General features: G+C 58.8%; 1 protein-coding gene and 2 tRNA genes. All 3 read left to right on the top strand.

Annotated elements, in window-relative coordinates:
* The first annotated feature begins 127 nt into the window (after positions 1–127).
* The 3 genes from EL26_RS23045 (at position 128) to EL26_RS23035 (ending at position 1,183) form a co-directional block, all read left to right on the top strand.
* Positions 128–793 carry a hypothetical protein gene (locus tag EL26_RS23045; RefSeq protein ID WP_038094838.1) on the top strand — a complete coding sequence of 222 codons (666 nt, stop codon included), beginning with the start codon at positions 128–130 and terminating at the stop codon, positions 791–793.
* 180 nt (positions 794–973) lie between these two features.
* A tRNA-Gly gene (locus EL26_RS23040) sits at positions 974–1,047 on the top strand.
* A gap of 59 nt (positions 1,048–1,106) precedes the next feature.
* Positions 1,107–1,183: transfer RNA gene (locus EL26_RS23035), tRNA-Pro, on the top strand.
* Positions 1,184–1,272: the final 89 nt, after the last annotated feature.

Genomic DNA, 1,272 nt, shown 5'->3' with positions numbered 1-1,272 from the left:
CTGACGAGCAAACGGTGTTAGAATGCACCATCGAAAAAGAGAACACATAGCACCAAGCCGAAAAATTCGCGGACCTACGGGTCTGCTTTTCGGCGTTTCAAAACCAATCTGAGGAGGACGATGGAAGATGGCACAAACGGCAATGCAGTTCGTAATCGCAGGGATGGAGCAAACCACCAGCTACGAAACGATGAAAGCCGAAGTGGTGAAGCTCCTGAAGGGCTACAAAAAGTTGGGCGCGCAGATCAACGCCGCGAAGCGTCGCTCCGAGGGCAAGAACTTGGTCATCCACCCGTTCCGCCTCGACCCGGATCTGTTCCAAGCGTTCAAGACCGTGGGCCGCGCCTACACCGCCGACAAAAACGAGCTGATGCACCGCGAGAAGGCAGAGCGCTTGTTCCAAGAACTCGCAGCGAAAACGGGCATGGACAGTGAAACCCTCGACCAGATCGCCGGTCTGTTCGCTGGCACCACGCCGTTCGGCGGTGAGGGGTACGTGTACGACGGCAAGGTCTACCACATCCTTGACGCGGCGGTAGAGAAAGCCAAGGAGGACGCCTTCCAAGAGATGCTGCGCCTGCACAACCAGAAAGAGATGATCGAGGAGTCGCTTGCCGATCTCAAGAGCTTCGCCCCGCACTTGGAAAAGCTGTTGCGCTCCCGCTACATCGATGGCGACAAGATCGAGTCGGTCTGCCGTACGCTGGGCATCCAGCGCCGCACGCAGGACGATTGGCACCGCGAAGCCATCGGGGAGATCGCCCCGCTGTTGGGAGTTGGGCGCGGTTGGTAGAGTCGATGCGCATTTTCTGCGCAAACCCTGCGCACAGTCTGCGCGATTGGAAGAATAGACCGTGTTACGATGATAGCGTGGAAGTTGAAGCAAGACAGCGACGACGATATCCAGACGACGGATAGACCACATGCAGAGGGCGGGCAGATACCCCGCAACATCGGTGTGGTCATCCTTCACGCGGTCATAGCCAAGCGGTAAGGCATCGGCCTTCCAAGTCGACATCGCGGGTTCGATCCCCGCTGGCCGCTCCACATGCCTGCGCGAGCGCCAACGGTCAAGTGCCACTTGATCCAGCTCAAGCGGGCACCACCGGAACATAGCGCAGCCTGGTAGCGCGCTCGCCTTGGGAGCGAGAGGTCGTGGGTTCGAATCCCGCTGTTCCGACCAGAGCAAGACGCCGCCGTTACCAATTCGGGAAAGGACGGGGCGATAGAAAGGGTGAACACCATGCATTGGCCGTAGATACGCGCAAGACC

Origin of the sequence: Tumebacillus flagellatus, from assembly GCF_000714935.1 — a bacterium.
Classification (GTDB): Bacteria; Bacillota; Bacilli; order Tumebacillales; family Tumebacillaceae; genus Tumebacillus; species Tumebacillus flagellatus.
Note: the sequence above shows the minus strand (reverse complement) of the source record. Positions and strands in the feature narration are given on the sequence as shown.